This window comes from Neotamlana sargassicola (assembly GCF_020523965.1).
In the GTDB taxonomy this organism is placed as follows: Bacteria; Bacteroidota; Bacteroidia; order Flavobacteriales; family Flavobacteriaceae; genus Neotamlana; species Neotamlana sargassicola.
Genome location: NZ_JAJAPX010000001.1, coordinates 200,119 through 216,858, shown reverse-complemented (window position 1 = coordinate 216,858; position 16,740 = coordinate 200,119). Strand labels below are relative to the sequence as shown.

At 32.4% G+C, this 16,740-nt stretch carries 19 protein-coding genes; all 19 read left to right on the top strand.

Going from position 1 to position 16,740, the window contains the following annotated elements; genetic code table 11:
* The first annotated feature begins 7 nt into the window (after window positions 1-7).
* The 19 genes from gcvH (at window position 8) to tsaB (ending at window position 16,681) form a co-directional block, all read left to right on the top strand.
* Complete coding sequence (gene gcvH, locus LG651_RS00955; protein WP_226694293.1) at window positions 8-388, top strand: glycine cleavage system protein GcvH; 381 nt, start codon at window positions 8-10, stop codon at window positions 386-388.
* A complete protein-coding gene (locus LG651_RS00950) occupies window positions 381-758 on the top strand; it encodes a VanZ family protein (protein ID WP_226694292.1) in 378 nt (125 codons plus the stop codon). The genes gcvH and LG651_RS00950 overlap by 8 nt, the downstream gene beginning before the upstream one ends.
* A 61-nt stretch (window positions 759-819) precedes the next feature.
* Complete coding sequence (locus LG651_RS00945; RefSeq protein ID WP_226694291.1) at window positions 820-1,542, top strand: energy transducer TonB; 723 nt, start codon at window positions 820-822, stop codon at window positions 1,540-1,542.
* Between the two features lie 126 nt (window positions 1,543-1,668).
* Window positions 1,669-2,460, top strand: a complete 792-nt coding sequence (locus tag LG651_RS00940; protein ID WP_226694290.1) for an energy transducer TonB — start codon at window positions 1,669-1,671, stop codon at window positions 2,458-2,460.
* 145 nt (window positions 2,461-2,605) lie between these two features.
* The gene (locus LG651_RS00935; RefSeq protein ID WP_226694289.1) at window positions 2,606-4,708 is read left to right on the top strand and encodes a gliding motility protein RemB; all 2,103 of its coding nucleotides are present in this window, start codon (window positions 2,606-2,608) and stop codon (window positions 4,706-4,708) included.
* A gap of 75 nt (window positions 4,709-4,783) precedes the next feature.
* Window positions 4,784-5,677, top strand: a complete 894-nt coding sequence (gene cyoE / locus LG651_RS00930) for a heme o synthase (RefSeq protein ID WP_226694288.1) — start codon at window positions 4,784-4,786, stop codon at window positions 5,675-5,677.
* A gap of 3 nt (window positions 5,678-5,680) precedes the next feature.
* Window positions 5,681-6,262 (top strand): cytochrome c oxidase subunit 3, encoded by a 582-nt coding sequence (locus LG651_RS00925; RefSeq protein ID WP_226694287.1) that lies wholly within the window; start codon window positions 5,681-5,683, stop codon window positions 6,260-6,262.
* A 116-nt stretch (window positions 6,263-6,378) separates the two neighbouring features.
* A complete protein-coding gene (locus LG651_RS00920; protein ID WP_226694286.1) occupies window positions 6,379-7,347 on the top strand; it encodes a cytochrome c oxidase subunit 3 in 969 nt (322 codons plus the stop codon).
* Between the two features lie 17 nt (window positions 7,348-7,364).
* Window positions 7,365-7,745, top strand: a complete 381-nt coding sequence (locus LG651_RS00915; RefSeq protein ID WP_226543779.1) for a cytochrome C oxidase subunit IV family protein — start codon at window positions 7,365-7,367, stop codon at window positions 7,743-7,745.
* An 85-nt stretch (window positions 7,746-7,830) separates the two neighbouring features.
* A complete protein-coding gene (locus LG651_RS00910) occupies window positions 7,831-8,556 on the top strand; it encodes a hypothetical protein (RefSeq protein ID WP_226694285.1) in 726 nt (241 codons plus the stop codon).
* Window positions 8,543-9,286, top strand: a complete 744-nt coding sequence (locus LG651_RS00905) for an SCO family protein (RefSeq protein WP_226694284.1) — start codon at window positions 8,543-8,545, stop codon at window positions 9,284-9,286. The genes LG651_RS00910 and LG651_RS00905 overlap by 14 nt, the downstream gene beginning before the upstream one ends.
* A gap of 1 nt (window position 9,287) precedes the next feature.
* Window positions 9,288-9,815, top strand: coding sequence for a DUF420 domain-containing protein (locus LG651_RS00900; RefSeq protein WP_226694283.1), 528 nt, complete (start codon window positions 9,288-9,290; stop codon window positions 9,813-9,815).
* A 36-nt stretch (window positions 9,816-9,851) separates the two neighbouring features.
* The gene (locus LG651_RS00895) at window positions 9,852-10,073 is read left to right on the top strand and encodes a hypothetical protein (protein ID WP_226694282.1); all 222 of its coding nucleotides are present in this window, start codon (window positions 9,852-9,854) and stop codon (window positions 10,071-10,073) included.
* A 91-nt stretch (window positions 10,074-10,164) separates the two neighbouring features.
* The gene (locus LG651_RS00890) at window positions 10,165-10,866 is read left to right on the top strand and encodes an ABC transporter ATP-binding protein (RefSeq protein ID WP_226543784.1); all 702 of its coding nucleotides are present in this window, start codon (window positions 10,165-10,167) and stop codon (window positions 10,864-10,866) included.
* Window positions 10,859-12,088 (top strand): ABC transporter permease, encoded by a 1,230-nt coding sequence (locus LG651_RS00885; protein WP_226694281.1) that lies wholly within the window; start codon window positions 10,859-10,861, stop codon window positions 12,086-12,088. The genes LG651_RS00890 and LG651_RS00885 overlap by 8 nt, the downstream gene beginning before the upstream one ends.
* Before the next feature lies 1 nt (window position 12,089).
* Window positions 12,090-13,334, top strand: coding sequence for an ABC transporter permease (locus LG651_RS00880; RefSeq protein ID WP_226694280.1), 1,245 nt, complete (start codon window positions 12,090-12,092; stop codon window positions 13,332-13,334).
* Window positions 13,335-13,346: 12 nt separating this feature from the next.
* The gene (locus tag LG651_RS00875) at window positions 13,347-14,465 is read left to right on the top strand and encodes an efflux RND transporter periplasmic adaptor subunit (protein ID WP_226694279.1); all 1,119 of its coding nucleotides are present in this window, start codon (window positions 13,347-13,349) and stop codon (window positions 14,463-14,465) included.
* Window positions 14,452-15,897 carry a TolC family protein gene (locus tag LG651_RS00870; protein ID WP_226694278.1) on the top strand — a complete coding sequence of 482 codons (1,446 nt, stop codon included), beginning with the start codon at window positions 14,452-14,454 and terminating at the stop codon, window positions 15,895-15,897. The genes LG651_RS00875 and LG651_RS00870 overlap by 14 nt, the downstream gene beginning before the upstream one ends.
* 109 nt (window positions 15,898-16,006) lie before the next feature.
* Window positions 16,007-16,681: a tRNA (adenosine(37)-N6)-threonylcarbamoyltransferase complex dimerization subunit type 1 TsaB gene (gene tsaB, locus LG651_RS00865; protein WP_226694277.1), complete on the top strand. Its 675-nt coding sequence runs from the start codon at window positions 16,007-16,009 to the stop codon at window positions 16,679-16,681.
* Window positions 16,682-16,740 lie beyond the last annotated feature (59 nt).

Below are 16,740 nucleotides of genomic sequence, written 5' to 3'. Positions count from 1 at the left end.
TTAAACTATGAATATTCCAACAGATTTAAAGTACACTAAAGACCACGAATGGGTTAAAATTGAGGGCGATATTGCAACGATTGGTATTACTGATTTTGCTCAAAGTGAATTAGGCGATATTGTTTACGTTGAAGTAGAAACTTTAGACGAAACCCTTGAGGCCGATGAGGTTTTTGGTACTGTTGAAGCTGTAAAAACTGTATCCGATTTATTTTTACCGCTTTCTGGTGAGATTACAGAGTTTAACGAAGCCCTAGAGGATGAACCAGAAAAAGTAAATACCGACCCTTATGGTGATGGTTGGATGATAAAAGTAAAATGTACCGATTTGTCTCAAGTAGAAGGTTTGCTTACAGCAGAAGATTATAAAACCTTAATAGGTGCTTAAAAAAGGGATACTTGCTATAACTGCATTTTATAATGTAGCGTTAGCAATAGTATGTTTAATAAACATTAAGGAATTACCCGAAGTAGCCGTATCGAACATTGATAAAATATTTCATTTTGTAACTTACGCTTTATTAATGTGTCTTTGGTACTTTTCTTTGGTTTATACCTTAAATTTTAGTCAAAAAAAAGGCCTGTGGTATGCATTTTTAATAGCCTTTGTATTTGGCATAGTAATTGAGGTTTTACAAGGTACAATTACAACAACAAGAGCATTAGATGTATTTGATGTTGTAGCAAACACCCTTGGAGCTTTACTTGCAACCTTAGTTTTAAGTATTTACAATATGTTACAAGTTAAAAACAAATAAACTGTTGCATTTTTAATAAATAAATAGTTATTTTACCAATCTTGAAAAACAATTAAATAAAATGGAACCTAAAAAAAATCCTAAAGCAAATGTGTCGCGTAATAGCTCGCTTTATTTTGCTATTGGTTTAGCTTTAATGCTATTCTTAACAAACTATGCTATTAATTACAAAACATACGAAAAGGCCGATATTGATGTCGGTATGGTCGAAATGGAAGAAGAGTTTGAAGAAGAAATTCCATTAACAGAACAAATACAAACACCGCCACCACCACCGCCACCGCCAGCAGCTCCAGAAGTTATTGAGATTGTTGAAGATGAGGTTGAGGTTGAAGAAACTGTAATTGAATCTACAGAGGTAGATCAAGAAACTGAAATTGTTGAGGTTGAAGAGGTAGAAGTAGTAGAAGTTGAAGAAGATATTGATGTACCATTCTCAGTAATTGAAAATGTACCAGTTTTTCCAGGTTGCGAAAAGGAAAAAACAAACAATGCTAAAAGAGCATGTATGTCTAAAAAAATATCTCAGTTTGTAAATAAGAAGTTTAATACCGATTTAGCAGGCGATTTAGGTTTGTCTGGAAGACAACGTATTAACGTAATATTTAAAATCGACAAAACAGGAAACATTTCTGGAGTACGTGCTAGAGCACCACACCCAGGATTAGAAAAAGAAGCAAAGCGTGTAATTGGTTTATTACCAAAAATGCAACCAGGTAAACAACGCGGAAAGCCAGTAAACGTTCCGTATTCATTACCAATTATTTTCCAAGTTCAAGATTAAACTTTGTTTTCCGAAGTTGTTCGGAAACTAAAATATAAAAACCCGTTACAGAAATGTAACGGGTTTTCTTTTTTGGTATGCTTATTGTGACTTTATCATAATATTAACATTTTAACTATAATTATTATGAAAAATTTTAAAAATGTGCCAGAGTCCACTCGCCAAAACGGACAAAGCACAAAAAAGTCGCAAAAGCATGACGCAAATTTACAAAAAAACACAACCTTGTATTTTCAAATCGGTCTAATTGTGTGTTTGCTTGCTGCCTTTGGTTTGCTAGAAATGAATTTTAAAACAAACACCCCACAGATTGCCGATGTTTTATTGCCAGACGATGACACCGAAATAGCCATCGAGAATTTTAAAGTATATCAAAAACCTCAAGCCGAAACAAAACCACAAGCTAAACAGCAAAAACTTATTATTGACGAAATTGAGCAGGTTGATAATGATTATGTTTTAGAAGAATTTAAAGATGTCATCACATCAGACCAAAACACCACAAGCGAAGAGCCAATCGATCCGAGCGATATTGTTTTAGAAGAACTAATTGACGATACTCCCATTCCGGTTAGCTTTATTCAAAATGTTCCTATTTTTCCAGGTTGCGAAAAGGAAGTAGACAATCTAGGTAGAAAAAAATGCATGGAAAAGAAAATTACCAAACTAGTACAACGTAAGTTTGATATTGATTTAGCTTCAGATTTGGGTTTAAATGGAAAACAAGTTATTCAAGCCCAATTTACAATTGATAAAACCGGGCATATTAAAAACATTAAAACCCGTGCTCCTCATAATAAGTTAGGTGCCGAAGCCGAACGTGTCATTAACTTAATTCCTGAAATGACACCTGGAAAACAAAACAATAAAAATGTAGGTGTTATTTACACACTGCCAATTGTGTTACAAGTGCACTAGGAGTATAATTTTTTAAAGACTAAGCCGTTATCTAAATCAGATAGCGGTTTTTTGTTTTATGCTTTCACTAAAATAATGGTTAGCGTGTTGCTTGTGTAAAAATAATAGTATCTTTCGCTATTAATTAAACTTTTAACTAATTAAAATGAAGCAATTCATTGTCCTTCTTCTACTTTTAGCTCAATTTAAAAGCGTTTCACAAACTATAAATTCTACCGAAAAGCAACCTGTTTTTCCTAGTTGTAAAAATGTAACTGCCGATTCTTTAAAGCAGTGTTTTACCAAAAACGTATATCAAATTATTAAATCGGAATTTAAAACGCCAGAAGTTGTTGTAAAAGACGCTTATAAAGGCGATGTCGCTGTAATTTTTGAAGTTGATACTTTAGGTGTTTTTAATCTTATTTATGTAAAATCGGTTTACAAAGAATTAAAAGAAGAAACCGAACGTGTTTTTAAGTTATTCCCAAAAATTGAACCAGCAAGTTATAATGGTCGAAAAACATTTAAGCAATATGCGCTTCCTATTAAAATTCCGTTAACAGATTTTAATAATTCACCTGTTGAAAATGAACAAGTAGCTAAGGAAATTGCAACACTTGAAGCTGCTTCACATAGTGAATACGACAATTTAAATAACAGTATTGTTGGTTATAAAGACAATGCCTTTTCAAGCCAGTTAAATGTGCAATTTACCCATAGCGATTATGCTAGGTTCGATAGAGCCATAAATGTAGTTGGAACCAATAGTCATACAGCTTCAAAACCTTTTGTTTACTCAGAGATTTCAAAGTATTATAATTTTAAAGCAGAAAAAGAAAAGTTACTTCAAGAAAGAAAAACATGGTTTGGTAAAAAGCTTTGGAACGAACATTTAGTGCAATTACAAGGTGAAAACTATTGGTTTACCATCGATCCAATTTTCGATTTACAAGTAGGTAAAGATACCGAAGCCGATTTTAGTTCAACCTACAATAACACACGAGGTTTACTTGTAAAAGGAGGGTTGGGCAAAAAGTTTAATTTTTACACCTCGGTTTTCGAAAGTCAAGGTCGTTTTGCACAATATTTTAACGAATATGCCGAAAGTTTAAAAGCTTTTGGGCCAGATCCAGCAATAATTCCTGGTCGAGGCATTGCTAAAGCTTTTAAAACTGATTCGTACGATTATCCTGTGGCAGAAGCTTATTTATCGTATGCTCCGGCCGATTTTGTAAACATTCAATTTGGACATGGAAAAAACTTTATAGGCGATGGTTACAGATCGTTGTTTTTGAGTGATGTAGCGAGTCCGCATCCATTTTTAAAACTAAACACTAAATTCTGGAAAATTAAATACACCAATACCTGGATGTGGTTAAAAGATGTACGTCCAGAAGTTACAACCGACGATGCTTTTTTAACCAAATACATGGCCACCCATTTTTTAAGTTGGAACGTAACTAAACGTTTAAATGTTGGGTTTTTCGAATCGGTAATTTGGGCAAACACTACAAACCGAAGTTTCGATGTTAATTATTTAAATCCTATTATTTTTTATCGCGCTATAGAGTTCGAAACTGGGCAAGATGCCGGAAATGCTATTATGGGTGCTTCTGCAAAATATAAATGGAACAATAACATTAATTTTTACGGCCAATTTATTTTGGATGAATTTTCGCTTAGCGATGTAAAAGCTGGAAATAAAAGTTGGAAAAATAAGTTTGGTTATCAATTAGGTGTTAAATATTATAATGCTTTTAAAGTCGATAATTTAATGTTGCAAATGGAATATAACCGCGTGCGTCCTTACACGTATTCGCATAGTACTATCGCAACAAATTATGGGCACAATAACCAATCGATGGCGCATTTATGGAGTGCTAATTTTAGCGAATTGGTACTTATGGGTAACTATTTTTATAACCGTTGGTATGCTAACGCTAAATTTATTTTTGGTAAACGTGGTTTTGACTATAATACCGATACCGATGCTTTTAGTTATGGTGGCGATATTTATAGGAATTACAACGACCGACCTCTAGATACTGGTGTAAAAGTAGGACAAGGTATTACTACAAATAGTTTTTACGGTAATTTACAAGCGGGTTACGTAGTAAATCCTTCCAGCAATTTAAAATTGTTTACCGATATTACAGTGCGAAATTTTAATCCAGATGTTACAACCGAAACAGTTTATAAAAGCAATACGGTTTGGTTTAATTTTGGTTTACGTACCGATTTGTTTAATTGGTATTTTGATTATTAAATAAAACATTGCCCAAAACGCTTTTATAAAGTATCTTTGCACTCGCAAAACAAAACGGGCGAAGCCTAAACGGAATTGAGCAAAACAAATACATCAGTAACAGCACCTTCTGTAATTTCAGATTTTAAAGAAATCACCAAAATGCGATTGGCATTAAGTGTGGTATTCTCATCGGTAGCGGGATATTTATTAGGTGTTGAAGTTGTTCAAGTAAAAACCTTAATTCTTTTAGCTTTAGGTGGTTATTTTATGGTAGGGGCTTCAAACGCATTTAATCAAATAATTGAAAAAGATTTAGATGCTTTAATGAGTCGCACTAAAAATCGTCCTATTCCATCAGGTCGTATGTCGGTTACTACAGCATTTATAATAGCTTGTATTTTTACTCTTTTAGGAATTATTATTTTATACACCATTAACAAGCAAACAGCTATGTTTGGTGCTATTTCAATATTTTTATATACATCTGTTTATACGCCTTTAAAAACAAAAACACCACTTGCTGTTTTTGTGGGTGCTATACCAGGAGCTATACCTTTTATGTTAGGTTGGGTTGCTGCTACAGATGATTTTGGAATAGAACCAGGAACCCTTTTTGCATTACAATTCTTTTGGCAATTCCCACATTTTTGGGCTATTGGCTGGTTTTTATTTGACGATTATAAAAAAGGCGGATTTTTTATGCTGCCTACGGGAAAACAAGATAAAGGTACAGCGGTGCAAACTATTATGTACACTATATGGACTATTATGGTATCAATAATTCCTGTTTTTGGCTTTACAGGACGATTACAATTATCAATTATAGCAGCTATTATTGTTTTTGCATTAGGTTTATGGATGTTGTATTACGCTATAAGATTGTTTAGATTAATGACAGAGAAAGCTGCAAAACAGCTTATGTTAGTAAGTGTATCTTACATATCGTTGGTACAAATTGTATATGTAGTCGATAAATTTTTACATTAAATTATGGATTTAACTCAAGGAACTCCTCAAGAAAAAAATATTAGAGCAAAAAAAATGATGCTATGGTTTGGCATTATTTCACTAATTATGTCTTTTGCAGGCTGGACCAGTGCTTTTGTTGTAAGTAGTTCACGTCCCGATTGGTTAAAAGATTTCCAGTTACCAAATGCATTTATAATTAGCACAATAGTTATAATAATAAGTAGCGTAACTTTTTTTATGGCAAAAAATGCTTTAAAAAAAAATAACAAAAGTCTAACAACACTATGGTTAGTAATAACTTTAGTGTTAGGTGTAGTTTTTATTTTTAATCAATTTCAAGGTTTTCAAGAAATAATTAACCTAGGTTATAACTTCACAGGACCAACGAGTAACGTAACCATGTCCTATATTTATTTAATAGCCGTGGTACATATTTTACACGTAGTAGTAGGTCTAATTTGCTTATTAGTAGTTATTTATAATCATTTAAAAGGTAAGTACAGTGCTACTGATAAATTAGGGTTCGATTTAGCATCTACCTTTTGGCATTTTATAGATATACTTTGGGTGTATTTGTTTTTATTTCTATATTTTGTAGGCTAAAAAAGTTTTTAAAAATCAACTTTTATTTAAAGTGTGTATAATTTGTAGTTTGATGTTTTATTACATAAATAAAATACCTATTTTTGTGCAACTTTTATAAACAATAACCAAAATTTATGAGTACAGCAGTAGCAGAAGGCAAAACATGGAGCGGAGGAAACGAGCCATTAAAAGCTAGTTACGGAAAGATGATGATGTGGTTTTTCATCCTTTCAGATGCCTTAACTTTTTCTGGGTTTTTAGCAGCCTACGGATTTTCAAGATTTAAATTTATTGATGCATGGCCAATTGCCGATGAAGTGTTTACCCACGTACCATTTTTACATGGGCAAGAACTACCAATGATTTATGTAGCCTTTATGACATTTATATTAATTATGTCGTCGGTTACTATGGTATTAGCTGTAGATGCAGGTCATCATTTAAATAAAGCAAAGGTTACCATTTATATGTTTTTAACTATAATTGGTGGTATTATATTCGTTGGGTCTCAAGCATGGGAATGGGCTACATTCATTAAAGGAGATTATGGTGCGGTGCAAACAAAAGGTGGTAATATTTTACAGTTTGTAGATACCGAAGGTCATCGAGTAGCATTAAGTGATTTTGTTGTTGCTAGCCATACCGACAGAACACAGCACGAAAGAAAAAACGGTTTATGGTTTGTTAACGAAGGTACGTTACCAACTTATAGTGTTCAAGATGTTATTCATGGTTTAGAGTCTCATGAAAATGTTTTAGTGCGAACTCAAACATTAACAGAAGAAGGAGAAAAAACAGTATTATCTAGAGCAGAGTCTTTAGAAGCTATAAAAACAAACGGTAAAGCAGTTGTAGAAGGTGCTAATCTTCACGTAAACGAATACGGTTCGCCATTATTTGCAGATTTCTTTTTCTTTATAACAGGATTTCACGGGTTCCACGTATTTTCAGGTATTGTACTTAACATTATCATTTTCTTTAATGTTGTAATAGGTACTTACGAAAAACGCAAAAGCTACGAAATGGTAGAAAAAGTTGGTTTATACTGGCACTTTGTAGATTTAGTTTGGGTATTTGTATTCACGTTCTTCTACTTAGTATAATAAAAAAATAAATTAAAATGGCACACGAACATAAATTAGAAATTTTTAGAGGACTTTGGAAATTTAAGTCCAACAAACAAAAAATCTGGGGTGTTTTAGCATTTCTTTCGTTTGTAACTGCAATAGAAGTTGTTTTAGGTATATACAAACCAGAAGGATTAATGGCTAAGTTTTTAGGAATGAAATTACTTAACTGGATTTTCATAATATTAACTATTGTAAAGGCCTATTATATCGCTTGGGATTTTATGCACATGCGCGACGAAACTAAAGGATTGAGACGTGCAGTAGTTTGGACAGGTGTTTTCTTAATAATATATTTATCATTTATATTATTACAAGAAGGAGGATATGTATTCAATGTATACGATAACGGTTACATAAAACGAGATTTTTAATTATAAAATCAGTTAAATATAGATATTAAGGCGGTTTTTAAACCGCCTTTTTTTATTTTTGTAAAATGATTTTTGCACCTGTTTTATGAGTAAGAAAAAAGCAAGCACATATTTTGTTTTAGTAGTATTGTTCTTTTTGCCAGTAGCGTTTTTATTGATGTTGTATCCTGCAACGCACAACTACACTCCTCTAGAAATAATAAATGAGAATGTTTCTGATTTAAACGGGTTTACATCTCTTACCAAAGAAGACGTTCAATTAAAAGATCATATTACAGTTTTAGGCTTTTTAGGCGAAAACCCAATAGATCATACCATTGCAGCTTCCAATTTAAAAGAACTAGTTTACGATAAATTTAAAGGCTTTAAAAAGTTTCAAATAGTAATGCTTTTACCTACAGGTACTGAAGCTTCAGTTGAAACTGTAAAAAAAGAAATAAGTTCTTATGAAGCTTTAGATTATTGGCATTTTGTTTTTGCATCACCAAGTAAAATAAAACAAATCCATAATAGTTTAAAAACAGATACACCGCTATCGGAAGATTTATACTCGCAAAAGGTTTTTGTTGTAGATAAAGATTTAACACAACGTGGGCGACTAGATGATAGAGAAGATAATGAAAAAGAAAAAAATAAACCTGTTTATGGTTTAAACGGTTACGATTGTATTGAAGTAGCCGAAATAAAAAATAAAATGAGCGACGATTTGCGTGTATTGTTTACAGAATATCGCCAAAAGCGAAAGGGAGAATTTGAAAACACAGATACAAGGCGCGCTAACGATTTAAAAAATAATAATGAAGAAAACTAATTATTCATACGTTGGTATAGCATTTATAATACTGCTTTTTGGTATTTTATTTGTTCCTAAAATAGTTGATAGAATTACTCAAGGCGATGTTATTAGAAACGAAAGCCGAAGTGATTATGCAAACGATAAAAAAAATCAAGCTTCAGATTTAGTTTTTATTGACAATAATGGTGAAAAACGCAAAGTTCCAGAATTTAGTTTTACCAATCAGGAAGGTAAAACAATTACTAATAAAGATTATTTAGGAAAAGTATATGTAGTTGAATTCTTTTTTACAACATGTCCAACTATTTGCCCAAGAATGAATAATAATTTGGTTAAAATACAGGATACATTTAAAGATTTTGAAAATTTTGGTGTAGCATCATTCACTATAAATCCAGATTACGATACTCCAGAAGTTTTAAAAAGTTATGCTCAAACATACGGTATTACTAACCCTAATTGGAATTTACTAACTGGAGAAAAAGAGGCAATATATAATTTGGCGAATGCTGGTTTTTATATTTATGCAGCACAAAACGAGAATGTGTTAGGTGGCTTCGAGCATTCAGGAAACTTCGCTTTAATTGATAAAAACGGATACATTCGCTCTAGAAAAGACGAAAACGGAAATCCAATAATATATTACAGAGGCATTGTATCTGAAGAAGAACAAACCGACGACGACGGTATAGCCGAAGAAATAAGCATATTAAAAGAAGACATAGCAAAACTTTTAAAAGAATAAAATGAATACCAATACAAATACGCAAGACCATAAAAAATACAATACCTTAATAATTATATTATCTGTAGTTATACCCATTGTAGTAGCAATACTTTTTGGTGTAAAGTTAGATATTGAATTACCAATATTTTTACCACCAGTTTACGCAGTAATAAACGGTATTACTGCTGTTGTTTTAGTTCTTGCTGTGTGGCAAATAAAAAAAGGAAACCAAAGGGCTCACGAATTATTAATGAAATTTGCCATAGGGTTATCGCTACTGTTTTTGGTAATGTATGTGTTGTATCACATGACTAGCGACTCAACAAGTTACCAAGGTAGTTACGGCGCTATTTATTACACAATTTTAATAAGTCATATAATTTTGTCGGTAGCAGTTATACCATTTGTATTAATTACTTATGCAAGAGCCATTACCCAAAATTTTAAATTACATAAAAAGATAGCTAAAATAACATATCCAATTTGGTTGTATGTTGCAGTAACAGGAGTTATTGTTTATTTAATGATTTCACCGTATTATAACTAAATCCAATATTTAGAATAAAAAAAGTAATTGTTTAAAATGAAGCAAAAAGCAGTCTTTTCTTTAATCACTCTATTTCTTTTTTTTAAAGGAAATGCGCAATGTGCTATGTGTCGTGCTGTATTAGAGAGTGAAGAAAGTCAAACTGCAGCCGAAGCCATAAACGATGGTATAGTGTATTTAATGGCAATACCGTACATTTTAGTTGGCGGGCTCATCTATTTTATATATCAGAAATACAAAACCTCAAGCACTAAATAATTTTTTTAAATCTTTTTGTAACATTTTTTTTAATTGATAGTCTAAGAAGAAAGGCTTAACTTAAAGGTCGGCTAATCAATCAAAAATTAAAATGTTAAAAATCAACCAGCTTCACAAATCCTATCCCATAGGAGACTCAAGTTTACATGTATTAAAAGGAATTGATATTTCTGTTGAAGAAGGCGAAATGGTTGCCATAATGGGCTCTTCAGGTTCAGGTAAATCAACGCTTTTAAATATTATTGGTATGTTAGATGAAGCCGATACCGGCGATTATATTCTAGATGGTTTACCTATAAAAAATCTTACTGAAAAAAAAGCAGCAGTTTACAGGAATAAATTTTTAGGCTTTATTTTCCAATCTTTCAATTTAATAAACTACAAAAATGCTATTGAAAACGTGGCCCTTCCATTGTATTATCAAGGAATAAAGCGTAAAGAACGTATTGAAAAAGCAAAATTTCATTTACAAAAAGTAGGTTTATTAGATTGGGCCGATCATTTACCAAAAGAACTTTCAGGAGGGCAAAAACAACGTGTTGCCATTGCTAGAGCATTAGCTGCAAACCCTAAATTATTACTTGCCGATGAGCCAACCGGAGCTTTAGATACTAAAACCTCTCACGAAATTATGGCTTTTATTCAAAGTTTAAACGATGAAGGTAAAACCATTTTAATGGTAACTCACGAAGAAGACATAGCAAATATGTGTAAACGTATTGTGCGTTTGCGAGATGGCGTAATAATGGAAGATAAAAAGGTAAACCAAGTAAGAGCAGAACAATATGTTTGATATAGACCTTTGGCGCGAAATTTTTCAGAGTATAAACATGAATAGAACGCGTAGTTTACTCTCTGGCTTTACGGTAGCTTTTGCAATTTTGTTATTCGCCATACTTTTTGGTATTGCAAATGGCTTACAAAACACATTTGAAGAAGCCTTTGTAGACGATGCAGACAACGCCATTTTTATAAGGTCTGGCTTAACAACTAAAGCAAATAAAGGTTACCAAGCAGGGCGAAAAATTCAGTTTGAAAATGAAGATTACGAGTTTGTAAAAGAAGAATTTGGTGATGATATTGAGTATATAACATCACGAGTTTATAAAAATTTAAATGCTTCCTACAAAAACGAGCAGAATACTTATGATATTCGAGCGGTGCATCCAGACCATCAATTTCTTGAAAAAACATTAGTAAAAGAAGGACGCTATTTAAACTTCAACGATATTCAAAACAATACTAAAGTTGTTGTTGTTGGAAGAATGGTAGAAACCGATTTATATAAAACGGTTCCGGCTCTTGGTAAGTATATAAATTTAAACGGTATTCAATACAAAATTGTTGGTGTTTTTGAAGATGAAGGAAGCGAATATGAAGAACGCCGTATTTACATGCCTGTTACAACAGCTCAAAAAATTTATGGCAATAACGATTATGTAGATGAAATAAGCCTAACCTATAATCCGGAAATGAATTCCGACCAAGCCTTAGCTTTTGGAAATAAAATTCAAGCTAAGTTAAAAGAACGGTTTTCTGTAGCGCCATCAGATCAACGCGCTATTAGAATCTGGAATATGGCACAAGGCACAAAACAAGTAGATATAATGACATCTAGTTTAACTGTAATTATATTAATTATTGGTTTTGGCACCTTAATCGCAGGTATTGTAGGTATAAGTAATATAATGATTTTTATAGTAAAAGAGCGCACCAAAGAAATAGGTATACGTAAAGCTTTAGGAGCATCTCCCAGATCTATTGTAGCAATTATACTAATAGAATCTATTATAATTACTGCCATTGCTGGGTATGTTGGGCTATTAATTGGTGTTGCAGTTTTAGAGTTGGTTGGGCCATCACTAGAAGTCTATTTTATTAAAGATCCAGGGGTAAGTAACACTTTGGTTTTTGGAGCCACTTTAACTCTAATTATAGCCGGAACTATTGCAGGTTATGTACCTGCAAAAAAGGCGTCGAGAATTAAACCAATTGTAGCATTAAGAAACGACTAGTATGTTAAAATTTTTATTAGAAAGAGACACTTGGCAAGAAATTTTCGATAGCTTAGGTAAAAACAAACTGAGGTCTATTTTAACCATGGTTGGCGTTTGGTGGGGTATTTTATTATTAATAGGATTGTTAGGTTCTGCCCGAGGTTTAGAGAATGCATTTAACCGCTTATTTGGTGATTTTGCAACAAATACAGTGTTTGTGTGGGGACAAAGTACAGACCAGGCTTTTAAAGGTTTTCAAAAAGGCAGACAAGTAAGTTTAAGTTTAAACGATGCTAAAAGTATTGAAGCCAATGTAGAAGGTGTAGAGTTTGTTTTACCAAGAAGCCAGCAAACAGTTAGCGCAACCAGAAATTTTTTATCAGGAAGCTTTCAAATGGCGGGCGATTACCCGTTGCTCGATCAACTTCAAAAAAAGAATTTAATTCATGGGCGTTTCATTAATCAAAATGATATAAATGATAGAAAAAAAGTTGTGGTTATTTCTGAAGACAGCTATCAGCAATTATTCGAAAAAGATGAAGAAGCTATTGGTACTTACATTGAAATAAATGATATTAATTTTAAAGTTATAGGTGTTTTTGAAGTTAGTAATGTAAATATGGGACCACGAACAGATATGCATGTACCCTTTACTACATTCCAGCAAATTTACAACCGAGGCGATAAAATTGGTTGGATGATGATAACTGGTCAACCAGAATACGATATTAAGCAAATTGAAACAGATGTTAAGTTAATGCTTAAAAACTTAAACGATATTCACCCTGAAGACGAGCGTGCCTTTGGTAGCTTTAACTTAGGTAAAGAGTTTAAAAAAATGACAGGCTTTTTAGTAGGTATGCAATTTTTAACATGGTTTGTAGGTATTGCAACATTAATTGCTGGTGTGTTTGCCATAGGTAATATTTTACTTATCACAGTAAAAGAGCGTACTAAAGAAATTGGTGTAAGGCGTGCTTTAGGCGCCACACCCTACGAAATAAAAAGGCAAATAGTAACAGAAGCAGTGTTTTTAACACTTATGGCTGGGTTATTGGGTATAATAACCGGTGGTTGGATTTTAATTATATTGGACTACCTTTTTGGTCAAGGTCCAGATGCAGCTATCGTAAACGCATCAGTTTCAATAGCCGTTGTGTTTGTAGCCCTATTAATATTAGTAGCCTTAGGCACGTTAATAGGCTTAATTCCTGCATTTAAAGCAACAAGTATAAAACCCATAGAAGCATTAAGAGAAGAATAAACAATCAAAAAAATGAATAAAACAGTTAAAATTATTTTAGGAATAGTAGCCCTAATTTTATTAGTATTTGTATTAAAATACTTTAAGGATGCCAACTCAAAATCTATTGAAGATTTTAAAGTAGAAGAACCCTTTTACACATCAATAAACACTAAAGCAGTAGCAACGGGAAAATTAAATCCAGAGGAAGAAATTGAATTAAAACCCCAAATTTCTGGTATTGTTGACGAGATTTTTGTTGAAGAAGGGGATTTAGTAAAAAAAGGCGATTTAATAGCTAAAATTAGAGTTGTACCAAACGAACAGAGTTTAGTAAGTGCAAGAAGCCGTATAAAAAGTGAACAATTAGGTTATAATAATGCTAAAGTATTATTCGATAGAAATAAAGCGTTGTTTGAAAAAGGTGTTATTTCTCAGCAAGATTTTGAAAATAGCGAATTAGCATTTAATCAATCCAAAGAAACTTTAGCACAAGCACAAAACGATTATAAAATTATTAAACAAGGTTCTATTTCTGGCGGAAGTGCTGCAAACACAAGTATTGTAGCCCAAATACCAGGTACTATTTTAGAAATTCCGGTGCGTGAAGGAGATCAAGTTATACAAAGTAATAACTTTAACGATGGTACAACCATAGCAACAATTGCCGATATGAGTTTAATGATTTTTGAAGGTAAGGTTGATGAAGCCGAAATAGGAAAACTTAAAGAAGGTAAAGAAATAAAAGTAGTTTTAGGAGCCATTAACGACAAAGAATTTCCTGCTACTTTAACCTTTTTAGCACCCAAAGGAATAGAAGAAAATGGCGCAGTACAGTTTACCATAAAAGCCGATGTTAAGTTAGATTCTTTAACAAATATACGCGCTGGGTATAGTGCAAACGCCGAAATAGATATTGAGGCAAAAGATAGTGTTTTAGCTATTCGTGAAGCCTTATTACAATACAACCGAATTACCGAAAAACCTTTTGTAGAAATTCAGCAAGAAGATGGTAAATTTAAAAAAGAAAATGTAGAGCTTGGTTTATCTGATGGTATTAACGTTGAAATAGTTGAAGGTGTTAAAGAAGGCGATAAAATTAAAGTGTGGAACAAAGCATCAAAAGACAATGAGGAGGATGAAGAAAAGTAATATGAAAAGTATTTTTATAGCGTGTTTACTGTTAATTGTTGTCTCAGGCGGTTATGCTCAGCAAAAAACATGGACATTACAAGAGTGTGTAACCTATGCACTAGAAAATAATATTTCTGTAAAGCAATCGGAGTTAGATTTAGATCAGAGTGAGATTAATAAAAGTGATGCTTTTGGAAATTTTTTACCAACACTTAATGCCTCTGGTAATCACTCTTGGAATATTGGTTTAAACCAAAATATTACCACAGGAATTTTAGAAAATCTTACTACTCAATTTACATCATTAGGACTAAACTCCAACGTAGCTATATATAGAGGATTAAGAAACTTAAACACTTTTAGGCGTTCTAATTTAGCCATAATTGCAAGCCAATATCAAATTGATAAGATGAAAGACGATATTTCTTTATCCGTAGCAAACGCTTATCTGCAAATACTTTTTAACAGAGAGCAATTAAAAGTTTTAAGAGGACAAAATCAATTAACTGTTGAAAATATTGCACAGACACAAAAACTAATCGAAGCCGGAGTAATCCCGTCTGGAGATATTTTAGAGTTGGAAGCAACAGATGCAACACAAAAGCAACAAATCGTATCCGCTCAAAATAATTTATTTCTTTCAAAAATAAGTTTAGCACAACTCTTACAACTAAAAGATTATAGAAATTTTGATGTAGAAACTATTGATTATAATTTAATAAATGAAGAAATTTTAAATGAAGACCCTAGTACTATAATTAGCAGAGCTAAAGCGGAAATAAATGATATTAAGATAGCCGAAACAAATTTAGAATTAGCAGAATATGATGTTAAAGTAGCGAAAGGTGCTTTATTGCCAACCCTTTCCGGGTTTTATAGTTATAGCACAAGAGCATCATACAGCGACCAAGTTGTGGGAGCAGAATTAAACTCTGATGATCCAAGTACTATTATAGGTTTTGTTGAAGATACAAACCAAAATGTTGTAACTCCAAATTATTCATCAATTATTGGTGGACCAGATCCTATTTTCGATCAATTTAGTAGAAATGATGGTCATAATTTTGGACTTCAAATAAGTATACCAATACTTAATGGTTTTTCGGCTAAGAATAATATTAGTAGAAATAAAGTTAGTTTAGAGCGTTCTAAATATCAGTTAGAGCAGGCAAATTTAGATTTAGAAGCCACTGTATATCAAGCGTACAATGATGCAAAAAATGCTAAACAAGCTTTTGAAGCAGCAACAAAAACAAGAGATGCAAGAGAAAAAGCTTTTGGTTATGTAAGTGATAGGTACGAGTTAGGTGTAATTAATTCTTTTGACTTCAATCAATCTAAAATTCAGTTCGAAAATTCGCAAGCCGATGTTATTAGAACTAAATATGATTTTATATTTAAATTGAAAATTTTAGAATTTTATTTTGGGATACCGATAAGACAAATTTAGAAACTGTAATTTGAGAATATCCTTAACAAATTAATATGTAATTTTGCAATCTAAGCATTATAAATAATCACATAAATCATTCCCGCTTAGGCGGGAATTTGTTTTTAAAATGAGTACACATATATTAAACATAGAAACTGCTACAACAAATTGTTCGGTTTCCGTTTCAAAAAATGGAAAAACCATTGCTTTAATTGAAGATAACGATAAAGGCTACTCGCACGCCGAACGTTTGCATGTTTACATCGATGAGGTTTTAAAAAAGGCAGGTATTACAACTCAAGATTTAAACGCCATTGCTGTAAGCAAAGGTCCTGGTTCTTACACAGGTTTGCGAATAGGAGTTTCAGCAGCCAAAGGACTTTCTTTTTCCTTAAACATTCCTTTAATTTCAGTACCAACATTAACCGCATTGGCTCATCAAGTTTCTATAAACGATGGCGAAATAGTTGCTATGCTAGATGCTAGGAGGCTAGAAGTATATTCAGCTATTTTTGATGGTTGTTTTAATCAAATAAGAGAAACTCAAGCACAAATATTAGATGAAAACGCTTTCGCAGAAAATTTAAAAGCAGGCAAAGTTTACTTTATAGGAAACGGTGTAGAGAAAACAAAAACACTTATTAATCATCAGAATGCCATTTTTATTGAGGATAAATTACCTTCGGCAAACGAAATGAGCCTAATAGCTTTCAAGAAATATGAAGAAGAAAAATTTGAAGATGTAGCCTATTTTGAGCCCTATTACTTAAAAGATTTTGTGGCAATAAAATCAAAAAAATAGAGACAAAAAAGGCGAGAGTGTAAAACTTTCGCCTTTTTAATTTATATACTGTTGCTTAG